Source organism: Alteromonas macleodii ATCC 27126 (assembly GCF_000172635.2).
Lineage (GTDB): Bacteria > Pseudomonadota > Gammaproteobacteria > Enterobacterales > Alteromonadaceae > Alteromonas > Alteromonas macleodii.
Genome location: NC_018632.1, coordinates 1,423,701 through 1,444,591 on the forward strand (window position 1 = coordinate 1,423,701; position 20,891 = coordinate 1,444,591).

A 20,891-nucleotide genomic window follows, 5' to 3' on the forward strand; every position below is an offset into this window, starting at 1 on the left:
AAAATTTAAGGATTAGTAGGATGCAAATGAATAAAGTGATGAAGAGCTTCATTATCGCATTGCCAGTAGTGACAATGATGGCATGTTCTTCAGGCCCTAGCGAAGAAGAATTGGCAGCAGAGCGTAACCGCCTTGCACAAGAACAAGCGGCTGCAGAAGCGGAAGCACGTGAAGCAGAAGCACAGCGCGTTAAAGCAGAAGCTGCACAGCGTATGAAGCGTCAAGAAGAAATGGTTCAGCAAGAAATGGAAGCGCTGAAGAACGAACAAACCGTTTACTTTGACTTTGACCGCTCAAGCATCAAGCCAGAGTTCCAGCGTATTTTAGACAAGCACGCGGCGTTCTTGGTGAAAAACCCAAGCACTAAAGTGACTATTGAAGGTCACACTGACAGCCGTGGTACGCCTGAGTACAACATCGCGCTAGGCGAACGTCGTGCACAGTCTGTTGAAACTTACCTACTTAATGCTGGCGTAAGCAGCAGCCAAGTAACAGTAGTTTCATACGGCGAAGAAAAACCAGCAGTGATGGGGTCTACTGAGTATGCATTTGCTCAAAACCGTCGCGGAGTGGTTGTTTACCGCTAATGACTATTCTAACGAATAAGACATTAAAAATGGGCGTCACTTTATGTGCCGCCCTTGCTGTTTCTACCGCATTTGCGCAAGCGCCTGTGGTAGACGCCAATGGCGGCAGTGAATTAGAGCAGCGTATTGTTGTGCTAGAGCGTATTGTTAAGAGCCGAACCGAAATGCAACACAGGCTTCAAACGCAACTAGACAACATGCAAATGGAAGTCGACCAGCTGCGTGGTGCGGTTGAAGTTAATACCAATGAACTTCAAAAAGTACTTGAGCGTCAGCGTGAGCTTTACCTTGAAATAGATAAACGGGTGGAGGCACTTAAGCAAAGCGGCGCGCTACAAGGTAGTGCCATGCCTAGTGCAGGTGTTGATTCGGGCTCTGTGAGCTCTCCAACAGCATCTACTCCAACGCAAGCTCCGCAAGCAGGTGAAGATGAAGCCTACGAAAATGCGGTGAATTTGATCCTTAAGTCTCGTGAGTACGATAAAGCCATTCCTGCGTTTCAATCGTTCATTTCACGCTTTCCCAACAGTGGTTACGCACCAAATGCGCACTATTGGTTAGGGCAACTGTTGTTTAATAAGCAGCAGTGGAGCGAAGCAAGTGAGCAATTTAATATTGTAGCTAATCGCTTTACCGATTCTTCCAAGCGTCCTGATGCCTTATTAAAACTAGGTGTCATTGCCGAGCGAACGGGAGACAGTTCAACAGCGCGTCAGCTGTTCCAACAAGTTGTAAATGATTACCCTGATTCTTCGGCAAAACGCCTCGCTGAATCTCGGTTAAATAACTTGTAATGAACAAAGCCTCTTTTAAAGAGGCTTTTTTATGAGTTAGAGAAAAGTTTTTTTCAAAAAATTCCATTTAGAGTGCATAAAACTTCTGCACCAAATTTCACTGTATTTCGTAGAAACCTGACTAAACTCAATTAGTACTGGTATAAATACTCAGCGATTTGTTTTCATTTTGACCGTTTAGTCGTAATTTGACAGAAAAATGAAAATAAAAGGACGTTATGGGTTGCGTCGAATAAAAATCTGAGTATTATATGCCGCCGTTGCCAAGACACAGGCAACAACAGGAAAGAAAGGGTCGTTAGCTCAGTTGGTAGAGCAGTTGACTTTTAATCAATTGGTCGCTGGTTCGAATCCAGCACGACCCACCACTTTCTCTCCTAGCATCAAATGATGGGTCGTTAGCTCAGTTGGTAGAGCAGTTGACTTTTAATCAATTGGTCGCTGGTTCGAATCCAGCACGACCCACCATCAAGTCTCAAACTCAAATATTCCTTTTTTAAATAATCTCCTCAGTACAAAACACCAATGCTTATTGCGTTTTAAAACGCTACTCGTCTCATTTGCACTTTGATCTGGTTTACCTAACCCCATGTAGTAGAACAGGTAAGCATAACTACGACTATTTAATTACCCTTATGTTGATTAGGTAGTGTGTAATTTTTATGACAGTTGGGTATAATCCGCACCCTTGTCGCAACAGAGATGTAGGTTAATGTCAGTAGCATTTCGAGTGGATCAGGTAGAGTACCCGTTCCCAGCAAAACCACAGCCATTGTCAGAAGCACGTAAAGCTGAATTAAAGGCTGAGATCAAAGCTTTACTTAAAGCCCGTAACGCTGTGCTTGTCGCACACTATTACACCGACCATGAAATTCAGGCACTCGCTGAAGAGACTGGTGGCTGCGTGGCAGACTCATTGGAAATGGCGCGCTTCGGAAGAGATGCACAAGAACAAACCTTAATTGTTGCTGGCGTTCGCTTCATGGGTGAAACGGCAAAAATTCTTAGCCCTGAAAAAACCGTACTAATGCCAACACTTGAAGCAACGTGTTCGCTTGATATTGGTTGCCCGGTAAAAGAGTTTAGCGAATTCTGTGATCAGCACCCTGACCACACTGTAGTGGTTTACGCGAATACATCAGCGGCAGTAAAAGCGCGCGCTGACTGGGTAGTAACGTCAAGCATCGCGCTTGAAATCGTTGAGCACTTAGACAGCCAGGGCAAGAAAATCATTTGGGGCCCTGACCGACACTTAGGCTCGTACATTGCCAAGCAAACGGGTGCCGACATGCTAATGTGGCAGGGCGAGTGTATCGTTCACGACGAGTTCTCTGCACAGAAACTAGCAGACATGAAAGCACTGTACCCAAATGCCGCGATACTGGTTCACCCTGAATCACCCGCAAGCGTGGTAGAAATGGCAGATGCAGTTGGCTCAACCAGTCAATTGATAAAAGCCTCGCAAACCATGGATAACGACACCTTTATTGTTGCTACCGATAAAGGCATCTTTTACAAGATGCAACAACTTACTCCAGAGAAGACGTTTATAGAGGCTCCAACGGGCGGTAACGGCGCTACGTGTAAAAGCTGTGCTCACTGTCCTTGGATGGCAATGAACGGCTTAGAAGCGATTAAGGCGTCTTTAACGGGCGAAACTGATGGGCATGAAATCTTTGTTGATGATGAATTGCGTAAAGGTGCACTTATTCCACTTGATCGCATGCTTAACTTCTCAGCCGAGTTAAAAGCGAAAGGCGGGCTATAAGCGCACGTTTTATAAGCACTTGCTGAATATTTTCCAGCAAGTTCTTGATTAAGCGCGCGGCTTTACCTACTATACGCGCGCTCAAGGGTTTTCGTCGTTGAAATCTTCTTGATACAAAATTTGGAGAGATGGCTGAGTGGCTGAAGGCGCACGCCTGGAAAGTGTGTATACGTTTATAGCGTATCGAGGGTTCGAATCCCTCTCTCTCCGCCAAATACTGAGAACCGGCTTTAGGCCGGTTTTTTTGTGCCTGCCGATCAGCGCTGGATGATGCGCGGATACTTTTCGCTTACGTAAAAAGAAACCCGCTATGAAGCGGGTTTCTTTTTAAACGCGATTGTTGCGACGCTGGTATGCTAAAGCTAATGGCTTTTCACCTGTGATGTCGCGCCGCTGCTAATTACTTCGCAATTTGCTGGTGAAGCTTGATTAGGTCAGGAAGCTTTTTCGCGTAAATCGCTTTCTTTGTACCTGGGTGAAGTAATTGGCTCACGAACGTGCGTAGGAAGCCAAGTACAAACGTTTGAACGCGATCAGCGTCTGCATCACTTGGGTTAGCAATAAGCTTGTCTGTCTCCGCTTGTACTTTATGTACAATCGGGTCCATGGTGTCTTTTCCAGAAACTAGGTCATTACCAGTCACAACGCCTTTGCCAAGCAAGTCTCTAACTGCTGAGTATAAATCAGCAGAAACAGCGTTAGACTGTCCCCAGTTCGCAATGTTGAATTCTTCAGCAATCTTATCTAGATCAGCAGTTGGGTCGTTCGACTTCAATAGGCTGTCGATAAGTTTATGGGCTTCAGTTTGTTTTACGGGTGTTGATAATTCTGACATGGTTACATTTAATGATTATGTGGGTGAGCGCGTTATAAATATTCTGCCAGACAATGTCAACCCGTTTGCCGCTAATAGAGGCAAGAACGGGAGAGGAGCTTGCTAAGTCATGATGTAAACATGGCGAACCAAGCTCCGAAATAGCACCGAAATAGCAAAGAAATATTACTGAAAGAGTAGCAAAATAGAGAAAAGGCACCTGCTGCCAAGCACCCTTTATCAAATGAGTAAACGGGCTACGCGGAGATCCTATTCTCTTTGTCTACTTTTTCTATCTTGCCTGTTCGACGTGCTGGAAAAGGCAACTTAATTGGACGTCTACCACTTAATGTAGCGTGTTCTGATTTCACACTATAGTTAGCGCTGTCTTTACTATGCATGCCCTTGGGGGTATCAGTTACATCGAAAAGCGGAGCAACAGGCTGTCTGTTTTCCTCTAGCTGGTAAGCAAGGACTTTGTTTTCGGTTTCTAAAAAGGCACTTCCAGCTTGCTTACCAAGCTTATAATCATGACGAAGTTGTGCGTCTGTACTACCTAACAATTTACTTTGAAGCTTATCCGACGCAAAAATTTGAATAACCTCTACGCCTTCTGGCGGGTTTTCAATAAACGCCAGTTCTTTTTGATACGCTTGTTCGTGCTGCAGCAGATAGTCGATGGTCTTTGGGCACGTGCCCGTTGCGCACATTACCGCGCTTAACTTTTGTAGCCAAGGCGACTGTACTTGAAAGCCTCTATCTACGGTGCGAATAACTACGATTTTCGTCGCGCCGCGCTTGTATGCTTCGGTAACAGGCAACGGTGCAGCCAAGCCACCGTCTAGAAAGAAATCGGTATTGGCTGCCTGTTTCGTCTCGACGTCAATGTGCAGCGGTACGCCCTGTTTGTAAAGTAAGGGGAGGGCGCTCGAAGCCTTGATAAGATCGACCCAGTTGTGAGTACTTTTCATTGGATCGAGAAAATACGCCTGTCTGTCTCTGGAATTTGTGGCGGTAAATAAAATTTCTCTGTCCGCAACATTAGCCTTCGCAGTATCAAGATCAAGTAAACGGTTCGCTTCTTGGGTTTTGTCAAAGTACCAGTCTAAATCGACAATATGTTTGCCCATTAAACCTCTTCCCATTTGGAAAAAGCGTTTGTGTCGAGTTAAGCCGCGAATAAGACGCTTTGCATAGCCTTTTTGACGCGCCACAAAACTCGTTAAGTTCTGTGAACCTGCTGAAGTGCCAATAAGAATATCGAAAGGGTCGTGTCCGGCGTCTAACCATGTATCGAGTACGCCTGCCGTAAAAATTCCTCGCTGTCCACCACCTTCCGCAACCAAGGCAACTTTGCCATTGTTCGACATTTCAGCACTGTGTGCTTTTGTATAAGCGAGAGAAGGAGCAGATTGTTGACCCGACATGATAACCCTCTATTTGACCATGACTACAAATTGACTACTTGGTCTAATTGTAGGGAGATCACGATGCCGGAGAAAATGGAAATAATAAATCGGACTGATAGGAAATAACTGATACTGAAACACTTTTTGTTATTTCATTGTGATTTTTGTGTTTACATTTTGATCGTTTAATCGCAGTCTAACAAAGTGTTGAAAGCTAAACTTTCATTGGGAGTCAATAATGAAAATTGCCGTGTTAGGTGCGGGAAGTATTGGATGTTATGTAGCGGGCTGCCTGTTAGCCTCTGACCCCACATTGAGCGCCGCTAATGCGCTTACGCTCATTGGCCGTCAGCGTTTATATGATGATATTACTGCTAATGGTCTTAAAGTAACGGATTGGCAAGGGCGTGAGCAGCTAACAAAGCCTGAGCATATCGCTTTTTCAATTGAGAACGATAGTTTAGTTGATGCTGACGTCATTTTGCTTTGCGTTAAAAGCCAAGATACCGAGCAGGCTGCTGCGATAATCAATCAGCATGCAAAGCAATCAGCAGTCGTAGTCAGTCTTCAAAACGGAGTGGGTAATGCACACCTGCTGCGCCAGCACATAAAACAATGCGTAATTGCAGGTATGGTGCCTTTCAATGTTTTTTATAAAGGTAACGGCCATTTTCACTGTGGTACTGAGGGTAATATTGCCCTTGAAGACCCCAATAACCAATGTAGTGACATTATAAAAGCGCTTAACAACGCGTCGTTGCCCGTTACGGTTTATAACGATATGAAAGCTGTACAGTATGGCAAACTTATTATGAACTTGAATAACGCAGTCAATGCACTGTCGGGTATACCGCTGAAATCACAGCTAGGGGATAGGCAATATAGGTTAGTTATGGCAAAGGTGTTGTCCGAGGCGTTAGCAGTACTAAAAGCGGAAGGAATTGCACCAGCAAGAACCGGTAAGGTCATTCCCAAACTGATGCCAAAAATTATGAAGCTACCTAATTTTTTATTCAATGTGATGGCTTCATCTACGCTTAAAATAGATCCCGAAGCACGTTCATCAATGTATGAAGATTTGGCGCTGGGGCGACGAACGGAGATTGATTATTTGAACGGCGAGATAGTCAGGCTCGGTGAAGAAAATCACATAGCGACGCCAGTGAATAAGCATATTGTTAACCTGATCAAACAACACGAAGTCGCTAAGAAAGGAAGTCCTCACTTACCGGCAAATGCTTTACTGTTAAAGTGACAGGCCTATCTAAGATGTATTTTAACGTTAAATATTACAGTTTTGTGTCATTTTTATGTCAGAGCACTTGATTCTTATACTAAAGTATATATCCTGCGCGCAAACTTCTGTTATTTTTAGTGTGCTTTGCTTTTTCAAAATCGTTTTTCTTCTTGTCTTCTGTTGAGTGCTTTATGGGCGTCGCTTTTCCATACGACGGTTGTAGCGTCTGAGGTTGATGTCGAGCGCGAATCTAGCGCAACGTTCTCTCAATACAATGGCAACGGCCTTTCATTTCAAAGCGACAACAATACCTTCTCGCTTCGCGTGCGCGGTAGACTTCAGTTTCGCTATGCCAATCCCGGTATAAGCCAGCCTACCGAGCGTGCTGACTTTGAGCATAACGCCGGTAATCAATTTGGCGTTAACAGGGCGCGGGTCAAATTAGATGGTCACATTGGTTTGCCTTGGATTAAATATGGTGTGGAATACGATGCTGTCGATCAGCGCACGCTGACCGCTACACTATCTTTTGAAAAGTATGACGCGCTTCGGTTTAAGGTTGGTCAGTGGAAAGTCGAGTATTCCAGAGAGCGCAGTGTTAGCAGTGGCGGCCAGCAAATGATGGATCGTTCAATCATCAACAGAATATTTACGCTAGATAGGCAAATGGGGGCATCCCTGTACGGTAATTTTGATGGCCCAGGCGCGGCCAATTTCAATTACTGGGTAGGAGTATTCAATGGCTCGGGCCGTGGTGATTATAGCAATCACGATGGCGAGAATATGTATACAGGGCGATTACAGTGGAATTTCTTAGGTGAGTCTGTCGGGTTTAAAAACAGTGACATTAAACGAACAGCTACTCCCAAAGCAGCTCTAGCAATAGCAGGGGCGAAGTTCAAAAGCCAGTTTACGCGTTTTTCATCGTCTGGCGCTGGTAATTTAGCCAACTTTAGTGCGGGCGAGATCGAAGGTCAGTACGACATTCAGCAGTTTGTGATTGATGGTGCCTATTTTTATAAAGGGTTTAATGCTCAAGCGGAATATCATGAAAAAGATATTGTGAATTTAGCGGACAACAATAGAGAAACTACGCTGCGCGGCTATTATGTGCAGGCGGGTTATTTTTTGAGTGAATCAATCAGCTGGTGGCCAGAGCCCCTTGAAATGGCTGCACGCTTCGGGACCTATTCGCCCCGAGACAGTGAACAAGACGAACGCTTTTTTGAAAAGACAGTAGCATTAAACTATTTTCTTAACGGCCACAAAAACAAACTTACCGCAGAGGTAAGCAGGGTTTCACTGGATCAGTTCGATACTGAAGTAGGGGACGAGACCATCTACTCTCTGCAGTGGGACGTCAGTTTTTAACTACTCACGCCGAGTGAGCAATAAAGCCAAACTAATAAAATGCTGCAAACTAAGTGACCTGAATAAATGCTATTCGTCTTATGTTAAACGATTAAGCACGTTTAGAATTTAATCAATAAGTCTAAAGTTGGTGATAGTATGAGCTCATCATTTTTTAAAAAGAGGAGAGTGACATGCAAGAAAGCACCAAACTCAACTATGTCGAATTTGCATCTCTAGATATTCGCCGCTCAAAAGCGTTTTTTGAAAGTGCGTTTGGCTGGTGTTTTACCGATTATGGCAGTGAATACAGTGCGTTTAGCAATGCTGGCATGGACGGAGGGATTTTTTCTGCACAACGTGTGATGAAGGCAGAAAGTGGTGCGCCTTTATTGGTGCTGTATTCCAATAACATTTCTGAATCGCAAGAATGTGTAGAAAAAGCAGGTGGAGCAATTACTAAACCGTTGTTTGACTTCCCGGGGGGCTGTCGCTTTCATTTTGTCGAGCCAGGTGGTAATGAGCTTGCTGTTTGGTCTGAGTCGGCAAAATAGCTCTATCGTGTCTACGATGTCTAGTGATTCTGGCTTTTATAGTCTGATAAAAAACGCCTTGCGTGTAATGACACAGCAAGGCGCTCTAAATTCAGATTAATTAGCTATAAGCTTGTCGTTACTTTTGCTCAAGCACAATGCGCAGCATTCTGCGAAGCGGCTCTGCGGCACCCCACAATAGCTGATCGCCGACAGTAAATGCCGAGATATATTCAGGACCCATGTTAAGCTTGCGAATACGGCCTACGGGAATAGACAGTGTACCGGTCACTTTCGCTGGCGTAAGTTCTTGCATCGTCGCGTCGCGATCGTTAGGAATCACTTTTACCCAGTCGTTGTGGTTAGCCAAGATTGTTTCAATTTCGGCTAGAGGCAAGTCTTTCTTTAGCTTAAGTGTGATAGCCTGGCTATGACAGCGCATGGCGCCAACACGTACACAAATACCGTCTATCGGCACTTCACTGCCTTTAATACCTAAAATCTTGTTGGCTTCCGCTTGGGCTTTCCACTCTTCGCGGCTTTGACCTGAAGGTAGTTGCGAATCGATGTACGGAATTAAGCTACCCGCAAGCGGAACACCGAACTGTTCACTAGGGTAGTCTGCGCTTCGAATAAACTCAGACACTTGCTGGTCAATTTCTAAAATCGCGGTAGCGGGATCTTCAACTTTAGCTTTCACATTACTGTGAATTGCACCCATTTGATTAATTAGCTCACGCATGTGCTGTGCACCCGAACCTGAAGCGGCTTGATAGGTCATTGGCGAAGCCCATTCAACCAAGTCTTTCTCAAACAGGCCACCGAGTGCCAGAAGCATAAGGGAAACCGTGCAGTTTCCACCTACGTAGGTACGAATGCCTTTTTCAATGCCACTATCAATTTCTTTACGGTTTACTGGATCTAGAATAATTACGGCATCGTCTTTCATACGAAGCGCTGACGCAGCATCAATCCAATAACCGTTCCAGCCAGTGGCTCTTAAATCGTTGTACACGGCTTTTGTGTAGTCGCCGCCCTGACAGGTAATAATGATATCCTGTTTAGATAGCGCTTCGATATCGTGCGCATCTTCTAGAACACCAGCATCCTTTCCAGCAAAATCTGGTGCTGCACTACCTTTTTGCGAGGTAGTGAAAAAGGTGGGCTCAATGTGCGCGAAATCTTGCTCTTCTTGCATGCGCTGCATTAATACTGAGCCAACCATACCGCGCCAGCCCACTAAACCTACTTTTTGTTGTGACATTAAATTGAGAACCCTTGTTACTAAAATGAAAAGTACTTCACCACCTATGCCTTTTGCTCAACGCTAACACATGTACTTATGAATTAACGTGTCTATCAATTGAACGTAGAATGATGTCGAACGCCGCTGCTTTATTGTGCTGGCGCAATACCTGTCGTTTTTATTTTTGTCTTTGCAGTCTAAGTGTTATTTATCCCGCTGGCTAGATGGTTTTTATAAATAATCTATCGCTGATATAAGCATTTTAGAAACGGTTAGTTCATGGCAAAAAATTTCAACAAAACACTTGAAGGAGCAATCAAAGCGCAGGGTAGAGAGCGAACCTGTATTAACCCCTCATTGTGCCTATGTACTGCTTACGGTCTAAAAATTGCTTTATAAATAGAATTAATCCCTCACAATGTGTGAGGAGATATACAATATTGAGATACGCTTTAAGGAAAACGTAGTTCTTAATATGAAAATAAAAGTGAGGAACGCATGCAGTACGATAGTCATAACAAATTTGCTACCACTACGGTATTTTTGCACTGGTTGGTTGGATTAACCATTATTGGCTTGCTTGCCACTGGGATTTACATGTCGGAAAACGGTGTGTATGCACTATACCCCTGGCACAAAGCGATTGGTTTTCTTGTACTCTTTGTCGCACTAGCACGTGTGGTATGGCGCATGAAAAATGGTTGGCCTAGCGCTGCTGCTAACTATAAGCCAATAGAGCACAAATTAGCGTCAGTTGTGCACTGGGTGTTGATTATCGCCACGCTCTTAATGCCAATTTCAGGCTTGATGGCGTCGGTATTGGGTGGGCACGGGCTGTCAGTTTTTGGTCTGGAGGTCTTCGCGCCAAATTATAGTGTTGAAGATCCTGAGAAAACGCTACCGATAAATTACGAGCTTTCCAAAGCAGGTGGCGCTATACACTTCTATCTTGGTTATACCGTTATTGTCGCACTCTTGCTACACATTGCTGGCGCTCTTAAGCATCATTTCGTTGATAAAGATGGCACATTGAAGCGCATGCTAGGCAAAACCATTGGGGAGTAGTGCTTAATAACCTAGTTTTCGTGTATACCTTCGTCATCGTAAAAGTATTTTGACTGAAGTTTGCACCCAGGGAGAACAGATAGATAACTTTCACGTAGAAGCCGAGCTATTTTTGCTCGGCTTTTTTTCTTCAACATTTATTGGCTGCCATTACGTGATGCTGAGTCAGCAAAGAAGAGATAGTCATTGGGCGCTGAGACCTTGTTTTGTTTCGCTTTGTACATGGCAATGTCAGCCAGTTTTATTAACGTACTCATGTCATCGCTCATGGCAGGGAAAAAGGAAACGCCCACACTCATTGAAATAAAGGTTGGCTCTGGGTCGCCGTTAAAGTAGAAAGGTTGCTTCACCCCGTCATTCACTTTTTCTATGGCGCGTTTTACAGAAACTTCGTCTTCAGCTTGAAGTAATAATACAAACTCATCGCCGCCCCAACGTATCGCTACATCGTTTTTGCGAATTTTTTCCTGTAACTGTTCAGCCACAAAGATGAGTACTTCGTCGCCCGCATCATGACCGAAAATATCGTTCACCGCTTTGAAGCCGTTCAGGTCAATTAACGCGAGAGCGAAGTGGTGGTCTTTTCTCATTAACTTCGCAATCAGCTTTTCACCGCCATTGCGATTATAAATACCTGTGAGTGCATCGAAGTCTGCCTGTAAGGCCAGTTTCTGGAGTTCGTGTTTTCTACTAGAAATATCATTCAGCGTCAGCTGATAGTAGCGTTCGCCATCATCAGTGACTAAAGGGCTTGCGATTAGTTGAACCCATGTGGCGTCGTCAGTTTTCTCTGATTTTAGTTTATATTCACCTGTTGCAAACTCATTGCGTGCAAATGCCTCCGAAAGCGAAGTTTTCATTGCAGTAGGCGCTTCAAATAGCTCATCAAGTAGCTCGCCATAACCTTGCTTTATCTCTAGGCCAATCTTTTCTACCAAGTCGTTGAAGGCCTTATTTCTAAGCTCGATAATTCCATTTTCCGCCATTAACACAGTGGCAGACTTTGCGTTTTCAAAAAGCATTCTGAAACGCTTTTCCAGAAATTCGATTTCTTCCCTAAGTTGACGCTCTTGAGTGAATTGCTCTTCGACTTTGTTTAACAGTTGATTGGTGTCCTGCACCAGCTCGCCTATTTCACTTCGGGAGTGATACTCCGGCATTTCAATTCTTTCTTTTGTGCCTGGAGTAATCTTATGCAGTGAACGACCCACGCGAAGCATAGGAGAGATTATGATGTAGTAGGTAATTATCAACGCAACAATGCCGACAACCACTGCTTCAACATACAATGAATAATTATTGTCAGTACTTATTTTTTTCGCCTGTTCAATAATGTGGGCAAAGTTAGGGTAAACATTGACCTCAGCCAAGGTGTCTTCAGGAATGAATGGGTGCCTCACCAAAAATACCCGAGGCTTGACGCCTTTGCTGATGGCATCGTTCACATTGAATTGATAATACATTGCATCGCTTTTAATAGACGCTGCGAGTATTTTTTCACTTTTAACCAAGCCGTTGATCGCCTCTTTTGCCAGATCTTCATCTTCTAAAAAAGCAGCGATAGACGCCGTTGCGGCAACGGTTTGGTAAAGTTCTTGAATATCGTTGTTCGCTTCACTAATTTCGTGCTCATACGTAGCGCGATAAAAAAATTCGGCGGTCGTAAGTACTACCAGCATAGCAGCAGCTACTAATATGAGTGAAAAACGAAACCCTAAGCCGTGGATGTTAATCAAAGCGGTACACTACCTTCATTTTGTCGGTGACGTACGACTCATATACATAGGCTAAGGCTGACTCATCGTCTTCTAGCCGTTGTTTAACATCTTCTATAGTTTGTTCTATCGCAGGTGGTTTAACACGTCCAGAAAACTTCAGTCTAGACCAATACGCATTAACGCGAGCAAGGGGAAGGCCCACCAGCGATTTATAAAATTGACCTTTTAGCTCGTCATTAAGCTCTATATCGATGGGCGTTGCCTGCCTACCGTTAGGGAAAGCCGAGTACTTGCCCATGAAGAGATCTATAATCCCTTTCTTATCTAAAACCTGCACATCATTGTTTAAGTTAGTAACAACAACGATTTTCTCTTGTGATTGCGCTACAGAGGAAAAGCTATACAAGGCAAGCACGACAGCCAGTAGGGGTGAGAAGTGTTTATAAAAAGTCATCTCCTCCCCCTAAAAGCTGAAACTTAACGCAACAAAGAGAGTGTGAACAACCCCATCTTCATCATCTACAACAAGACCATCTCTGGCGCGTAGGCCAGTTCCTCTAGCTTCAACATCAGTTCGCTCAAGCTGCACTTTAAAGGCTAGGTTTTCTTGCAAATCCCAACGCCATCCGAGAGAAAGTGTTTGTTGATGATGTGCCAAGCTACTCGCTACTTCTTCTACAAAAACGGCTAGTTGAGCAGTGCTCTCGTTTATTGGGAAGCCAGGTTGCTCTTGGCTAAGAAAGTATGTGTCTGTCTTTGCAAATGAGTATAAACCGTAGAATGTATGCGCACCATAAAGATAGCTGAGGTTGAGGAAGCCATTAAAAGAGGGTCTCAACGCAATTGAATTTGAATCGATATATGATAGCTCGCCAGAAAGCTCCCACGCATCAAAATAACGGTTGAAGTAAACGGACGTATAGTGAATGGTTGTATCTTTAAGGCTTACTTCTTTAGCAAAGTCTATGGCGCCGCTCCAAAATGGCTGTAGCTGCGCAACGGAAGCAGCGACAACTGCTAAATCTTCGTCGTCATTGTCCGCTTCGGTTTGGGTGTGTTTAAGAGCAAGGCTCCAGTCGAATGAGACAAATTCAACACCAATTGAACGTAAGTTATTAAACCTAATCGGGTTGTAATCGTCACTAGAAAAGTCACTCTCTCCGCTTCCCCAAAAGCCTTTAATCAATAAATTAAAGTTGTCGTAAGGCTTAGTGTAGCTAATGTCTCCTCCATCAAAGCTTCTTGCGGGAACAATACCGTAAACCTCGGTGGGGACTTTCACCCAAGGATAGGCTATCGACACGTCTCTGGTATCACTGAAGTGAAAAATATCGGCCGCAAGTCTTCCTGCTCTTACTTGCCATGATGGGGTTATATCGTATCTTAGAAAAGCCATCTGGGTTATCGAATCCAGGTTTTGCTCATCTTGCTCTCGATAAACGAATTGACCCACAAAGTCTAGGTTATCAGAAACGCTGTAATCAAGCTGTACGCCAACTAAACTCAAAGGCTTGAATGCAAGGCCGCCTTTTTTCGCCGATTCAGCTTGAGACCGGTCTGAACGAAACTGATACCTGTCAGAATCGGAAGTTGCTGTTGCAACGGTGCCAAAACCACTAACCTTTACGTTCTCTTTTTCAGCAAACGCACTATTAACAATGAGGAAGCTCATCACCATAGCGATAACTGAGAAGGGCTTTTTAATCATCAATGCGTATCCAAATTCAAGCTTGTCTTTGCTAACACCTAAAAATCATACTTTCGAGCTGCTGGTTACAGTAAGAATAGTAAAGAAACAGGAAAACGTATGAAAAGTCAGCTTTTTTTATTTTTTTAACCGAGCGCTTGATAAATGCGAGTGGTATCTTCGAGCGTTGTTTGACCAGCATATCATTTAGCTTGTCGTTACTGTAGGGGGATTCCTAATATGACTTATTGTTACTGCTGCTTTTTTATTTTCAACAGAAATGTTTGTAAGCGGCTTTCACTGTCTACGGCTCCAATTTGCTTTATAATTCCTGACGTAAAGGAGAAAAAACGTGAATGAATATGCTCGGTATTTTAACGGCTACCCTTCAACTATTGTGGAGCAAGCCTTACAGCTCATTTCCAGCAATCGGCTACAGCGTTATTTACTAAAAAATACCCAGAGGCCCATGATATAACCACCGACAAATTGCTGTATCAGTACGCGACGGAATTAAAAAAGCGATACTTAAAAAATGCGCCACCGTTTGGGCGCGCCGCGTTTAAAAAGCAAGGTGATATGATAACTAACGCGCTAGGTACGCATACTTACCGTATGCAGGGTAAAACGCGCAAACACGACTTGGCCATTAATAACGATTTACTCTATGCCCCAGAGGCCTTGTTAAAAGCCCTTGTAGTGCATGAACTGGCGCACTTTAAAGAAAAGACCACAATAAAGCCTTCTATAAACTTTGCTGCTATATGGAGCCAGATTATCATAACTAGGCTGGATTTACGCTTGTTCTGTGTGGCCGTATCAATGGGAGAAAATCCGTACACGTAACATGTGAACGCCTCATCAGGTGTCGCTATGTTTAAACCCATGTTGAGTACAATTGTCGTGTGCTTGCTATAACTAAATTAAAGCCCAAGCGCTGGAATTAACGAGGAGTATTAATGAGCATTGCTAAAATTATGTCTACGCGGGTGGTTAGCGTGCACATGGATGACAGTTTACAGTCATTGCGCGAGCTCTTTGCTGCTACGGGGTTTCATCATTTGGTCGTGGTGCATGACAATAAGCTGCAGGGGATTATATCTGACAGAGACTTGATGAAATCGATTAGTCCTTTTGTAGATACCCTAAGCGAACGAAAGCTTGATCGCGCTACATTGGATAAAAAAGCGCACCAAATCATGACTCGTGAAGTCATTACACTTAACCCAAGTGACTCTGTTTATTCGGCTATTGAGCTTTTTAATACCCATAAAATTTCCTGCATTCCTATTATCGACACGAAAAGGCATCCAGTAGGAATGGTGTCGTGGCGCGATGTGATGAAGTTTATGCAAAGTAGGGTAGAGGCAAAGCGTTAGGTCGGTACTCGTATGTTATTAATAGTGAACACCGCTTTAAAGGGGAGTGGTCTCTCTACCTGCGTTTATAAATTGCGGTAAAGAGACCGTTAGTTTTAAAGCGTTAGCTTTTGCGGTAGCTGACTTTAAACAGCAAACTGTAGAGTACGGGCACAGCGATAAGTGTAAGTACCGTCGCAAAGGCCAGGCCACCCATAATGGTCACTGCCATATCGGCAAAGAAGGCGTCGAACAGCAGCGGCGCCATACCTAAAATGGTCGTTACCGCCGCCAGTGAAACAGGGCGTACACGGCTGATCGTAGCGTCAACAATCGCTTGGCGAATGGCTAAGCCTTCTTCTATCTGAAGGTCAATTTCTTCAATAAGTACAATAGCGTTCTTAATAAGCATGCCAAACAAGCTTAAAAAGCCGAGTAGCGACATAAAGCCAAACGGCATATCGGTACCCAATAAACCAGAGACTACACCAACAATAGCCATAGGTACTACAAGCCAGATAATCAGCGGCTGACGAGCATGACCGAATAGCAACACTGAGATAATAAACATGACTAGGAAGCCAGCAGGCAAGCCAGCGCCCAGCGCTTTTTGTGCATCGCTAGAGCTTTCAAATTCGCCACCCCATTCTAATGAATATCCAGCTGGAAGTTCTATGTCTTCAATAAGTGGGCGGATTCTCGCTAACGCTTTGGCTGCAGTTTCATCGTCACCCGGCTCAGCTTCTACCGTAATGGTGCGAACGCGGTCGCGACGGTGAATACGCATTTCTTCGGTCATTAACTCCAAGCCCTGAGATACCTGCGTGAAAGGCACATACTGGCGCTGTTGCGTAGACCATACTTGTGATTCACGTATTGATTGAAGCTCGGTATCTTCAGCCTTACCCATCTTTGCAATAATGTTGTAAGCATAATCACCGTCTTGCACCGTACCTAGCTGAACGCCGCTACTTGCATACTGTATGGTCTGGCTAAAGTCACTATGCGAAACGCCAGCAATCCCTGCGTTGTAGTTGTCAAATTGCGTATTAATGGCAAAGCCTTTTTCACGCCAGTTATGTCGAACGTCTTTCACTTGTCCGTCAGCAAAAAGCAGTGCTTTGGCTTCATCCGCCAGTTCGCGAAGTACCTCAGTATCAGGGCCTGAAAAACGGGCCTCAAGTTTTGCACCAGAGCCAGGGCCAAACTGCATGCGTTCCATATAAAAGCTAGCGTCGAAGTCCAGGTCGGTAAGCTTACTCGAAAGCGCACTTTGAATAGCCGGAATATTATCAAGTTCATTCGCACGAACCATGAAAAAGGCATAGTTTTCGTTAGCACTTTTAGGTGCATAAGTTAGGGTGAAACGATCGGCGCCTTGCCCTATAAAGGTGGTTACAGCCGTGACGTTTTCCATTCCCAAAATACGAGCTTCAGCTTCTTTTGCAATGACTTCAGTGGCACGTATATCTCTATCTTGCGGGCCCCAATAATGCACAAAGAACAGCGGCGCGTTTGACGGAGGGAAGAAGCCTTGTTTTACCATGCCAAAACTTCCATAAGCCACGATAGTAATAACAAACAGTGCACCAATGGTTACCCAACGAAGCTTAAGTGCGCCTAAAAGTGCACGCTTAAACCAGCGTTGTGATGCAGAGAGTTCGTTACCTGTGGATTGCCCAATACCTTTGCGGTAAAAATATGCGCCAAGCACGGGCACCAAGGTTACCGCTAATACCCAACTTATCATGAGGGAGACCAATACTACGGCAAACAATGAATAAAGAAACTCGCCTGTAGCATCGTTTGAAAGGCCTATGCCTGAAAAAGCCGCAATACCGATAACGGTTGCGCCAAGTAAGGGCCACTGCGTTCGCTTAACAATAAAGCTGGCTGATTCTTTGGCTGTAGAGCCGGTGGCCATGCGCAGCATCATCCCCTCAGCAACTACGATAGCGTTATCTACCAGCATACCCATGGCGATAACCATGGCACCAAGTGATATCCTTTGAAGCTGAATATCCATAAGCCACATGATTAGAATAGTACCTAGTACGGTGACAAGAAGCACAGAGCCAACTACCACGCCTGAGCGCCATCCCATGAACAAACATAGCGTTAAGGTAACAACCGCCACCGACATAACGAGGTTATTAATAAAGCCAGTAACCGATTCGTCGACGACTGAGGCCTGATCGTAAATAGGCGTAAGCGTAATACCGACAGGCAGTTCTTGAAGCAGCTTTTCTACTTTTGCGTTAACGCGCTCGCCCACATCAACAATGTTAACGTCGGTCAACGCTGATACTGAAAGCGTAAGTGCTTCTTCGCCGTTGTAGCGTACATGAACGGGCTGTATGTCGGCAGGCTCTAACTTTAGCGTGGCAATATCAGCAACCCGAAGGGAACGGTTTGTGCCAGGCACTACCACTGACAGATTAGATATTTCTTCTAGTCTGTCTGGTGCGCGCTCTACAATTAGGCGCACATTTTTTTCGTCAACTTTAATACGACCGCCGTTGAACGGGCGCAGGTTGTCTTCAAAAAGAGAGGCGAGATCAGGAAATGAAATGCCTAAGCCCGCGAGTTGATAAGGGTTGATATAGGCCACTATCTGTTCTTTTTGAACGCCAGTTACATTTACCTTGGCAACGCCTTCAGTAGTAAGTAGGTCACGTCGAATAATGCGGGCGAATTCTCGAAGCTCCCGAGTATCGAAATCAGGTGCGCTTAACGCGTAATAAAGCCCGTAAACGTCACCGAAATCATCAAATACCACTGGGTTTTGTGCCCCCGTTGGCAACGAGCTTGCGGTGTCGCGAAGTCGCTTTCTCAACTCATCCCAAATCTGTGGCAAGAGGTTACTGTCGTAAGTACTCTTAACTTCAACGGTAATCTCTGAAAGGCCCGGCGATGAAACTGACGTCACTTCCTTTAACTGCGGCATTTGCTGAATGGCAATTTCCAAGCGTTCAGTGACTTCACGTTCTACCTTTTCAGCACTGGCTCCAGGATAGTTGGTGTATACCTTTACCTGTTTGATAGTAAACGCAGGGTCTTCTAAGCGACCAATTTTACTCATAGCCAAAACGCCGCCTAAAAGCAGGATGACTACCATTAGCCAAATGTTGACGGGCTTATCAATTGAATAGCGTGCGATATCCATAAATTACTTCTCTCCTTGGTAAGGAAGCACTTTCATGTCTGCACGCATTTGTGTTGCTCCAGCAGCAACCACTTGCTGGCCAAGGGTGATTTCGCCCTGGCTCTTAGCCTCAATAATCGCTAGCTCATTTTCAATATGCTTAACGTTTACAGCTTGCTTGGCCACTGAACTTGTTTCATTGTTATATACCCACACTGCAAAGCCTGAGTCCTTGTCACCTACAAGTGCTCTTACTGGCACAACAAAGCCTTCTGGATAAAGGCTACCTTGTAGGCTGACTTTTACCACTGCGCGCGCGCCCGGTGTTAGGGGGAGTTCTTCGCGAGGCTCCATGGCAAACACCACTTCATAAGTTTGCGACACAGGATCAGGTTGGGTAGAGTGCTCTACATAGTTCACCGGATACCACTGACTGCGATTGGTGGCTAATGTGGCGCTGGCTTGTTTTATCCCACGGCCAATATTGGCAGTAAGTAAGCGCTCAGGAACATTAATGTTGAAGTATATTTTAGATACATCTTGCAGGCGAGCAATCGGCGTACCTGCGGCAACAAAACTGTTATTTTCAACAAGTCGTTGAGATACCTTTGCATCAAAAGGAGCATATAGCTGTGTGTAGCTCAAATCTTGCTCTGCATTTTTTAAGTCGATAACTGCTAGTTCGTAAGATGTTTTTGCAGTATCCAGAGAGCTCTGTGCAACTAGCTTTTGAGCGAACATTTTCTCAATTCTATCAAGCTCTCGTTTGGCCTGATCAAGTCGTGTCGTAGACTCGTCCACGCGTCTTTCGAATGGTTTACGATCAATAGTGGCCAGTAACTTGCCTTTATTGATATCACTGCCTGTCACCAAGTCGGTCTGGATAAGGCGACCTGAAACTTCAAAGCTTAAATCGACGGTTTTCACTGCCGATACAACGGCAGGGAAAGTGAATTCGTCAAAGTCTGGAATGTTGCTAACCGTAGCGAGTTTGACATAACGAGGTGCAACGTTTGCTTGTTGCTCGGCAGGCTCTTCGGAAGAACATGCACTTAAAGTGGAAACCGATAAAACGCTTAAAAATAAAATGTGAGAGAATCGCATCATGGACATAGGTGTATGTAATCCATAGTCAGGGTAATTAAAGTATAGATGTGTAAACCCCAGGTAGTGATGGTATGCACAACGGCAGCAAAGATAGTCATTACCTAAAGTAAACTGGTGAGTGCATTTTAGTGCGGTCGCATTGAAAAGTAAACTGTTCGGTGTAAAATGATCGGGTTAATGTAGCGGATAACTAATTTTGAGAATTTCCATATGGTAGGCAACACACGTACGCGTAGCGACATCAAACGCGAAGCCATTATTCAGGCAGCAACACAGGCGTTCCAAGAGTTTGGCGTAAACGGCACAAGCATGGATAAGCTGGCTGAACTGGCAAATGTGTCAAAGCGCACTGTGTACAATCACTTTTCTACAAAAGAAGAGCTGGTGATGCATTTGGTTACGCAGCAGTGGCAAACAGCTATTTTAAATATTAATAAAAAGTACGATGCTACGCTTCCGCTAGACGAGCAGCTAGAAGACCTTATTTTGCAAGACATTGAGTTTATGGTGAGTGAATCACACCTCGATTTAGCTCGGGTTGCGATTGGCCACTTCTTCTACGAGCCGGAAAAGCTAAAAGATGAAGTTGCGCAATTAAAAGCCCAAGAGACGGCTATGCACCGCTGGTTAAAGGATGCCAAAGCCGACAATAAACTCGCATTTGACGACTTGGATCGGGTTGTCGATGAAATTGATAGCTTAGTAAAAGGGCAGTGCTTTTGGCCTCAGCTGTTCAAAATTGAAGATTCCCTCAGCGATAACGATAAGAAGAGCTTAGCAAAAAACACAGTGGCTTTGATTTTAAGCCGCTATGCTGTTGTGTAGTTGGCAGGCTATATCGATGAGTTTGTTCAAGGCTCTTTCAGTATTGAAGGGCCATTGAACTTTTACTTCCCAAACATTTTTTCCGCTTATCCGTCTTCGCGCTAACTTCACAGATCCCTTTTGATTCAAACGGACTACACTTCAGATGATGTAGCCAGTAAATACCTTTTCACTTAGCTGTTTGTTCTCCCTGTCGCTCGTCCTCCGACACCTGCAATATGCGCCTCTACAATCGTACGAAATATATT

General features: G+C 44.6%; 17 protein-coding genes, 3 tRNA genes and 1 pseudogene. 13 read left to right on the plus strand and 8 right to left on the minus strand.

Annotation, left to right across the window (positions count from 1 at the left end):
* Positions 1-20: 20 nt before the first annotated feature.
* The 6 genes from pal to MASE_RS06080 all read left to right on the plus strand — a co-directional run bounded on the left by pal (position 21) and on the right by MASE_RS06080 (position 3,362).
* Positions 21-587, plus strand: coding sequence for a peptidoglycan-associated lipoprotein Pal (gene pal, locus MASE_RS06055; protein WP_014948870.1), 567 nt, complete (start codon positions 21-23; stop codon positions 585-587).
* Positions 587-1,381, plus strand: a complete 795-nt coding sequence (gene ybgF, locus MASE_RS06060; RefSeq protein WP_014948871.1) for a tol-pal system protein YbgF — start codon at positions 587-589, stop codon at positions 1,379-1,381. Before pal ends, ybgF begins: the two co-directional genes overlap by 1 nt.
* A 292-nt stretch (positions 1,382-1,673) precedes the next feature.
* Positions 1,674-1,749 (plus strand) — tRNA-Lys (locus MASE_RS06065).
* Between the two features lie 24 nt (positions 1,750-1,773).
* Positions 1,774-1,849 (plus strand) — tRNA-Lys (locus MASE_RS06070).
* 244 nt (positions 1,850-2,093) lie between these two features.
* Positions 2,094-3,149, plus strand: coding sequence for a quinolinate synthase NadA (gene nadA, locus MASE_RS06075; protein WP_014948872.1), 1,056 nt, complete (start codon positions 2,094-2,096; stop codon positions 3,147-3,149).
* 122 nt (positions 3,150-3,271) lie between these two features.
* Positions 3,272-3,362 (plus strand) — tRNA-Ser (locus MASE_RS06080).
* A gap of 187 nt (positions 3,363-3,549) precedes the next feature.
* Here MASE_RS06080 and MASE_RS06085 read toward each other — a convergent pair.
* Together MASE_RS06085 and MASE_RS06090 are read right to left on the minus strand one after the other, a co-directional pair.
* The gene (locus MASE_RS06085) at positions 3,550-3,984 is read right to left on the minus strand and encodes a hypothetical protein (protein ID WP_014948873.1); all 435 of its coding nucleotides are present in this window, start codon (positions 3,982-3,984) and stop codon (positions 3,550-3,552) included.
* A 236-nt stretch (positions 3,985-4,220) separates the two neighbouring features.
* Positions 4,221-5,390: a patatin-like phospholipase family protein gene (locus tag MASE_RS06090; protein WP_014948874.1), complete on the minus strand. Its 1,170-nt coding sequence runs from the start codon at positions 5,388-5,390 to the stop codon at positions 4,221-4,223.
* A 220-nt stretch (positions 5,391-5,610) separates the two neighbouring features.
* Here MASE_RS06090 and MASE_RS06095 point away from each other — a divergent pair, with 220 nt between their 5' ends.
* The 3 genes from MASE_RS06095 (at position 5,611) to MASE_RS06105 (ending at position 8,513) form a co-directional block, all read left to right on the plus strand.
* The gene (locus MASE_RS06095) at positions 5,611-6,627 is read left to right on the plus strand and encodes a 2-dehydropantoate 2-reductase (protein ID WP_014948875.1); all 1,017 of its coding nucleotides are present in this window, start codon (positions 5,611-5,613) and stop codon (positions 6,625-6,627) included.
* A 162-nt stretch (positions 6,628-6,789) separates the two neighbouring features.
* Positions 6,790-7,980 (plus strand): OprO/OprP family phosphate-selective porin, encoded by a 1,191-nt coding sequence (locus tag MASE_RS06100; RefSeq protein ID WP_232362818.1) that lies wholly within the window; start codon positions 6,790-6,792, stop codon positions 7,978-7,980.
* A gap of 173 nt (positions 7,981-8,153) precedes the next feature.
* On the plus strand, positions 8,154-8,513 hold the full coding sequence (locus MASE_RS06105; protein ID WP_014948877.1) for a VOC family protein: 360 nt from the start codon (positions 8,154-8,156) through the stop codon (positions 8,511-8,513).
* 118 nt (positions 8,514-8,631) lie between these two features.
* Here the strand turns inward: MASE_RS06105 and asd are convergent, their stop codons facing one another.
* Complete coding sequence (asd, locus tag MASE_RS06110) at positions 8,632-9,756, minus strand: aspartate-semialdehyde dehydrogenase (protein ID WP_014948878.1); 1,125 nt, start codon at positions 9,754-9,756, stop codon at positions 8,632-8,634.
* A 480-nt stretch (positions 9,757-10,236) separates the two neighbouring features.
* Here asd and MASE_RS06115 point away from each other — a divergent pair, with 480 nt between their 5' ends.
* Complete coding sequence (locus MASE_RS06115) at positions 10,237-10,803, plus strand: cytochrome b (protein ID WP_014948879.1); 567 nt, start codon at positions 10,237-10,239, stop codon at positions 10,801-10,803.
* A gap of 137 nt (positions 10,804-10,940) precedes the next feature.
* On the opposite strand, the gene MASE_RS06120 is transcribed toward MASE_RS06115, so the two are convergent.
* Genes MASE_RS06120 through MASE_RS06130 form a run of 3 tightly spaced genes read right to left on the minus strand, consistent with a single transcriptional unit; the run spans position 10,941 to position 14,229 of the window.
* The gene (locus tag MASE_RS06120) at positions 10,941-12,539 is read right to left on the minus strand and encodes a sensor domain-containing diguanylate cyclase (RefSeq protein ID WP_014948880.1); all 1,599 of its coding nucleotides are present in this window, start codon (positions 12,537-12,539) and stop codon (positions 10,941-10,943) included.
* Positions 12,532-12,975, minus strand: a complete 444-nt coding sequence (locus MASE_RS06125) for a hypothetical protein (RefSeq protein WP_014948881.1) — start codon at positions 12,973-12,975, stop codon at positions 12,532-12,534. Before MASE_RS06125 ends, MASE_RS06120 begins: the two co-directional genes overlap by 8 nt.
* A 9-nt stretch (positions 12,976-12,984) precedes the next feature.
* The gene (locus MASE_RS06130) at positions 12,985-14,229 is read right to left on the minus strand and encodes a hypothetical protein (protein ID WP_014948882.1); all 1,245 of its coding nucleotides are present in this window, start codon (positions 14,227-14,229) and stop codon (positions 12,985-12,987) included.
* A gap of 331 nt (positions 14,230-14,560) precedes the next feature.
* On the opposite strand from MASE_RS06130, the pseudogene MASE_RS06135 reads away from it, so the two are divergent.
* Positions 14,561-15,054 (plus strand): annotated as a pseudogene (locus MASE_RS06135) (M48 metallopeptidase family protein).
* Positions 15,055-15,167: 113 nt separating this feature from the next.
* Positions 15,168-15,587, plus strand: a complete 420-nt coding sequence (locus MASE_RS06140; protein WP_014948884.1) for a CBS domain-containing protein — start codon at positions 15,168-15,170, stop codon at positions 15,585-15,587.
* 103 nt (positions 15,588-15,690) lie between these two features.
* Here the strand turns inward: MASE_RS06140 and MASE_RS06145 are convergent, their stop codons facing one another.
* Complete coding sequence (locus MASE_RS06145; protein ID WP_014948885.1) at positions 15,691-18,732, minus strand: efflux RND transporter permease subunit; 3,042 nt, start codon at positions 18,730-18,732, stop codon at positions 15,691-15,693.
* 3 nt (positions 18,733-18,735) lie between these two features.
* Positions 18,736-19,818: an efflux RND transporter periplasmic adaptor subunit gene (locus tag MASE_RS06150; RefSeq protein WP_041693425.1), complete on the minus strand. Its 1,083-nt coding sequence runs from the start codon at positions 19,816-19,818 to the stop codon at positions 18,736-18,738.
* Between the two features lie 210 nt (positions 19,819-20,028).
* On the opposite strand from MASE_RS06150, the gene MASE_RS06155 reads away from it, so the two are divergent.
* Positions 20,029-20,643: a TetR/AcrR family transcriptional regulator gene (locus MASE_RS06155; RefSeq protein ID WP_014948887.1), complete on the plus strand. Its 615-nt coding sequence runs from the start codon at positions 20,029-20,031 to the stop codon at positions 20,641-20,643.
* Positions 20,644-20,891: the final 248 nt, after the last annotated feature.

Excerpts from the sequence above, each read along its gene's own strand:
- MASE_RS06155 (WP_014948887.1), top strand. The coding sequence starts at position 20,029 with ATGGTAGGCAACACACGTACGCGTAGCGACATCAAACGCGAAGCCATT.
- MASE_RS06130 (WP_014948882.1), bottom strand. The coding sequence starts at position 14,229 with ATGATTAAAAAGCCCTTCTCAGTTATCGCTATGGTGATGAGCTTCCTC.
- MASE_RS06150 (WP_041693425.1), bottom strand. The coding sequence starts at position 19,818 with ATGATGCGATTCTCTCACATTTTATTTTTAAGCGTTTTATCGGTTTCC.
- MASE_RS06115 (WP_014948879.1), top strand. The coding sequence starts at position 10,237 with ATGCAGTACGATAGTCATAACAAATTTGCTACCACTACGGTATTTTTG.
- nadA (WP_014948872.1), top strand. The coding sequence starts at position 2,094 with ATGTCAGTAGCATTTCGAGTGGATCAGGTAGAGTACCCGTTCCCAGCA.
- MASE_RS06125 (WP_014948881.1), bottom strand. The coding sequence starts at position 12,975 with ATGACTTTTTATAAACACTTCTCACCCCTACTGGCTGTCGTGCTTGCC.
- MASE_RS06145 (WP_014948885.1), bottom strand. The coding sequence starts at position 18,732 with ATGGATATCGCACGCTATTCAATTGATAAGCCCGTCAACATTTGGCTA.
- MASE_RS06090 (WP_014948874.1), bottom strand. The coding sequence starts at position 5,390 with ATGTCGGGTCAACAATCTGCTCCTTCTCTCGCTTATACAAAAGCACAC.
- MASE_RS06105 (WP_014948877.1), top strand. The coding sequence starts at position 8,154 with ATGCAAGAAAGCACCAAACTCAACTATGTCGAATTTGCATCTCTAGAT.
- pal (WP_014948870.1), top strand. The coding sequence starts at position 21 with ATGCAAATGAATAAAGTGATGAAGAGCTTCATTATCGCATTGCCAGTA.
- MASE_RS06085 (WP_014948873.1), bottom strand. The coding sequence starts at position 3,984 with ATGTCAGAATTATCAACACCCGTAAAACAAACTGAAGCCCATAAACTT.
- MASE_RS06140 (WP_014948884.1), top strand. The coding sequence starts at position 15,168 with ATGAGCATTGCTAAAATTATGTCTACGCGGGTGGTTAGCGTGCACATG.
- ybgF (WP_014948871.1), top strand. The coding sequence starts at position 587 with ATGACTATTCTAACGAATAAGACATTAAAAATGGGCGTCACTTTATGT.
- asd (WP_014948878.1), bottom strand. The coding sequence starts at position 9,756 with ATGTCACAACAAAAAGTAGGTTTAGTGGGCTGGCGCGGTATGGTTGGC.
- MASE_RS06095 (WP_014948875.1), top strand. The coding sequence starts at position 5,611 with ATGAAAATTGCCGTGTTAGGTGCGGGAAGTATTGGATGTTATGTAGCG.